The following is a 4741-nucleotide window of genomic DNA, read 5'->3' on the forward strand; positions in this document are numbered from 1 at the left end:
ACCTCGTGCGCGTCGAACACCTCGACCAGCCGGGCGAAGTCCATCAGGGAGCGGGAGAGGCGGTCGATCTTGTAGACCACCACGACGTCGACCAGGCCGCGCTCGATGTCGGCGAGCAGGCGCTTCAGGGCGGGGCGGTCCAGGCTCCCTCCCGAGAACCCGCCGTCATCGTAGCGGTCGTGCACCAGGGTCCAGCCCTCGGCGCGCTGCGAAGCGATGTACGCCTCGCAGGCCTCGCGCTGCGCGTCGAGGGTGTTGAACTCGCGGTCGAGACCTTCCTCGGTGCTCTTGCGGGTGTAGACGGCGCAGCGCTTGCGGGTGACCGAGGCGGGCAGATCGGGGAGCTTGCGACGGCTCATGATTCACCTCGGCCGCGAAGGCCAAAAAATTGCCAGCCGTTCCACCGCGTGCCGGTGATGTGGCGCGCGATCGCGGAGAGGGAACGATACGGGCGTCCCTCGTACTCGAAGTCGTCCGGGCGCACGGTCACCACATGCTCGATGCCTTGCCACTCGCGCAGCAGACGCGTGCCGGGCAGCGGTCGGCTGTCGGCACGGATGCGCCGCAGCACCACGTTGCCGCCGTCGAGCTGTTCGCCGAGCGCCTCGAGCCGCGTCCGGATCTCGGGCTTCAACCCGCCATAGGCGAGTTCCTGGATCCGGTAGGCCAGCCGGCTCTGCAGGTAGGCGCGGTTGAACGACGGCGGCTCCTTGCCGAACAGCTCGCGCCACTGCTGCTTCAACTCGTCGATCGGCGCCGTTTGCAGCGCGGCGAGCCGCGGCAGCACCTGCGCCGGCGGGATGGTGGGGAACACCGGTGCCGGCGTTTCAGCCGCCGGCGTCTTCGATCGCTTCGTCATGCGTCCTCCGTGTCTCGGGGGTTCGCATGACGGCGCTGGCGGGGAGTCGCGGGTAGCGAACTCTCTCCGCACTCCCGAGCCCTGGGGTCGATCGCGGCGATGCTGCGGCTCCTGAGCCGCACGATCCCACGCGCCAGGATCTGACACACCTCGCGCAGATGGGGTGGGAGATGGTGGTTCGACGGCGGGCGGCATGGCGCGGCGGCGGATGCTGGCATGCCGGAAATCGAGCCCACGGCAGCGCCACGTTGCCACCTGCGAGCCGCTCCGGGCCAGCCGCCGCGCAAGGGGCTGAACCCTTCAACCCTTCCGATGTTCGGGATATGTCCCCACCACCAGCGGTAGACGGAGGGCTTGCATGCTGATCGACAGGTTGGACCGGACGCAGTGGCGCCTGAGCCAAGCCATTGATCATGTCGCGATCCAGATCGAGCGGGCGGTCACCCGCGGTGAGATTGCGCCGCTGCCCGATCCCACGGTCCCGCCCTGGCGGCAGACCGAAAACCCTCGGATCGGCTCGGCCAGCCAGGCAGCCCGCGAGGTCCAGGTGGCGCTGCGGGATGGGGATCTGCATGCACAGGGACGGCTCTCCACGACTCAGTCCCGCCCCTGGCCCCATGCCCTGGACGGCTGGGATCTGCACTCTGGCCACCACAGCACCATCACCCCGGAACAGTGGCGCGCCGGCCGCGCCGATGTGCATGGCGGCGTGCTGACCATGGCCGACGGCCAGTTCATCGACATCCGCGTGCCGCGCTTCATGGTCCTGGCCATCTGGCCGGTCGTCGAGGTGCCGCAACCCGCTCCCGCGGTGGATCCCAACACCGGGGAGCCATACCGCACGCCGTACATGGACCTCCTGGATCGGGCGATCGCCGAGAACCGCATCACCGCGCGCGACCAAGGCAAGAAGGAGCTGCTGGCTGATTGGTTCCGCGAGCAGACGGTGGACGGCGAGCCGGTGTCGCAGAACCTCGCCGACGCCATGGCGACGCTGATCCGCCTGCCCTCCTCGCAGCGCGGCGGCGCCAAGCGCGGCTGGTAGCGCCGTCGCACTGCGGCTGAAGGGTTGAACCCTCGGCGCGCGTCGGGGCCGGACCGGCTCGAACGCTGAACGCGCGCATGGCGTGCGGCTTCTTGCGGGCCTTCACCGCGGAGGCCCGATGCCGATTCCCGACCCAACCCCACCAGCCGCGCGAGACGCTCGATGAGCGGTGCGAGTGCGAAGGAGGTGGTGGCGGCGCTCAACGCGCGCATCGGCGAACTCGCGCGCGAGCTGCTGGGCGAGCCGAACCGCGAGCTGTCCACACCGGCGCAGTTGCGCTTCGGCACGCATGGCAGCATCGCGGTCGAGCTCGAGGGCGACGACGCCGGACGCTGGTTCGACCACGAGCATGGCATCGGCGGCGCCGGCATCGAGCTGCTCCGGCATCGACGCGGGCTCAGCAACGGCGCCGCACTCGACTGGTCCCGGCAATGGCTCGGGATGCCCGCGGCGCCGCGCCGGCAGAAGGCTGATCCAGCACCTGCACCGGCGGCACCAACATCCGACGCTGGTGACGCTGTTCTGCCCGCAGGCGCGCCATCATCCGACCCAGCGGCATCGCCAGAGCCAGCTGCATCAGCCGAGGACGCGCCCGGACCACCACCGTGGCAGGACCGGCCCTCATCGTCCGCCGCGAAGAAGGCGACGGAGGATGCGAAACGGGCCGCGAAAGTCGCCGAGATCGTCGCTGGTTGCGAGGACGCGGCCGACACGCGTGTCCAGACCTACCTGCGCCGACGCGCGATCACGGCATCGCCGCTCCCGCCATCCATCCGCTTCCTGCCGAACGCCTACAACCACTATGGCGCGCTCGTCGCGCTGGCGACAGACGTCGAGGGGCAGGTTCACGGCCTGCAGCTGATCTACCTCACCGAGGACGGCCGCAAGGCGCCGCTGAAGGTCCAGAAGCGCACCAACAAGGCGCATGACGGCTGGGCTGACGCCGCCGCGGTCCGCCTTCCCGGCACCGCGCCGGTGGTGCTGTGCGAGGGCGTGGAAACCGCACTCTCCGTGTGGCAGGCCACCGGCCAGGAGACCTGGGCCTGCCTCGGCATCAGCAACATCGCCCGCGCGCCTCTGCCAGATGGCGCGCCCGTCATCGTCGCGCGCGACGGCGACGAGCCGAACAGCAAGGCCGACCAGCAGTTGCGCCAGGCCGTCACCCTGCTCCGGGCCCGTGGGCACGACGTAACGGTCGCCGAGCCGCCGCCCGGTCAGGACTTCAACGACGTCCTGCAGTCGGACGGCGAGGACGCCGTGCGGATGCTGATCGCGGCGACGCGTCCCGCCGCCGCCTTTTCCAACGAGTGGCGCAAGGAGCTGCTCCTGAACGACGAGGGCGAACCTCGCCCCGTGCTGGCGAACGCGATAACCGCCCTGCGCGGCGCACCGGAATGGCAGGGTGTGCTGTGGCACGACGCCTTCGCCACCACCACCGTCGCGCGGAAGCCGCCGCCCTGGGTGCGGGATCCGGCTGACTGGCCCGACACGCCCTGGGCCGACCGCGATGATGCGCTCGTCGCCGATTGGCTGCAGCACCAGGACATCATGGTGCCGATGTCCGTCGCCGGGCAGGCGGTCGAGGTCGTCGCCCGCGATCGGGTCTTCCATCCCGTACGCGAGTATCTCGACAGCCTCGTGTGGGATGGCACGTCCCGGCTCGAGACCTGGCTGCTGGGCTATCTCGGCGCCGCCGACACCGCCTATCACCGCGCCGTCGGGCCGCGCTGGCTGATCTCCGCCGTCGCACGCATCTACGTGCCCGGCTGCAAGGCCGACTGCGCGCTGATCCTCGAAGGGCCGCAGGGCATCCGCAAGTCCTCGGCGCTGATGGCCCTCGCCGCACCGTGGTTCACCGATCGGCTGTCGGATCTCGGCAGCAAGGACGCGGCGATGGAGACGCGCGGGGTGTGGGTGATCGAGATCGCTGAACTCGACACCATGGGCCGTGCCGAGGTCAGCACGATCAAGGCGTTCATGTCGCGCACGCAGGATCGCTTCCGGCCCCCCTATGGCAAGCGCCTGGTCGATCTGCCGCGGCAATGTGTGTTCGCCGGCAGCGTCAACCCCGAAGGCGGCTACCTCAAGGATCCGACCGGCGGACGACGCTTCTGGCCGGTCGTGTGCAGCACGATCGACCTCGCAGCATTGCAGCACGACCGCGACCAGCTCTGGGCCGAGGCGCGCGATCGCTTCCGTCGCGGCGAGCCGTGGTGGCTGGAGACCCAGGACCTCGACGCGCTCGCGACCGAAGAGCAGGCGGAGCGTTACCAGGGGGATGCCTGGGAGGAGCCGATCCAGGCATATCTCGACAACGAGATCGAGTGGCTGGAGAACGGCTATGGCGAGCGCAAGCCGTTCCGCCGCCCCCGGCCTGCGCCGCTGCACGACGTCTCCGTCGCGGAGGTGATGGAGCGGGCCCTCGGCATCGAGAAGGCGCGCTGGACGCAGGCCGACCAGAACCGCGTCGTCCGCAGCCTCGTCAGCATGGGCTTCAAGCTCTGTCGCGCCCGCAAGGGCGGCCATGGCGTGGGCGGGAAGCGCGAGCGCCGCTATCGGCGCACACCCGCCTCGGAGGTGCAGCGATGAGCGCGGCCGTGCCGGATGGGTCCGGGTCTGCGGGTATGGGTCCGGGTATGGGTCCGGGTATGAGGACCGCCGCAACGCCACGGATTTCCTTGCTGGGTCCGGGTGGGTCCGGGTGGTCCGGGTCTGTCGCTCTCTCTTCCGTAGCAGCCGAGCCACGCATCACGCACGACGCGCGTGTCACGCGTGATGCGCGCATAGCGGGGTATAGGGAGTGTAGGCGTAAGACCCGGGCATACCCGGACCACCCG

At 70.0% G+C, this 4741-nt stretch carries 4 protein-coding genes; 2 read left to right on the forward strand and 2 right to left on the reverse strand.

All coding sequences use genetic code 11. From position 1 onward, the window contains the following. Positions 1-359 (reverse strand): recombinase family protein (locus tag ACTIFU_RS22395; protein WP_439580540.1); only part of this gene is annotated, 359 nt, incomplete at its 3' end. After that, positions 356-859: a DUF2924 domain-containing protein gene (locus ACTIFU_RS22400; protein ID WP_439580541.1), complete on the reverse strand. Its 504-nt coding sequence runs from the start codon at positions 857-859 to the stop codon at positions 356-358. The genes ACTIFU_RS22395 and ACTIFU_RS22400, both read right to left, overlap by 4 nt. A 358-nt stretch (positions 860-1217) precedes the next feature. Between ACTIFU_RS22400 and ACTIFU_RS22405 the strand changes: the two genes are divergently transcribed. Both ACTIFU_RS22405 and ACTIFU_RS22410 read left to right on the forward strand, forming a co-directional pair. Further along, positions 1218-1904 (forward strand): hypothetical protein, encoded by a 687-nt coding sequence (locus ACTIFU_RS22405; RefSeq protein ID WP_439580542.1) that lies wholly within the window; start codon positions 1218-1220, stop codon positions 1902-1904. Positions 1905-2066: 162 nt separating this feature from the next. Continuing rightward, positions 2067-4493 (forward strand): VapE domain-containing protein, encoded by a 2427-nt coding sequence (locus ACTIFU_RS22410; protein WP_439580543.1) that lies wholly within the window; start codon positions 2067-2069, stop codon positions 4491-4493. Positions 4494-4741 lie beyond the last annotated feature (248 nt).

Source organism: Elioraea sp. (assembly GCF_051860475.1).
Classification (GTDB): Bacteria; Pseudomonadota; Alphaproteobacteria; order Acetobacterales; family Acetobacteraceae; genus Elioraea.

Excerpts from the sequence above, each read along its gene's own strand:
- ACTIFU_RS22400 (WP_439580541.1), bottom strand. The coding sequence starts at position 859 with ATGACGAAGCGATCGAAGACGCCGGCGGCTGAAACGCCGGCACCGGTG.
- ACTIFU_RS22405 (WP_439580542.1), top strand. The coding sequence starts at position 1,218 with ATGCTGATCGACAGGTTGGACCGGACGCAGTGGCGCCTGAGCCAAGCC.
- ACTIFU_RS22410 (WP_439580543.1), top strand. The coding sequence starts at position 2,067 with ATGAGCGGTGCGAGTGCGAAGGAGGTGGTGGCGGCGCTCAACGCGCGC.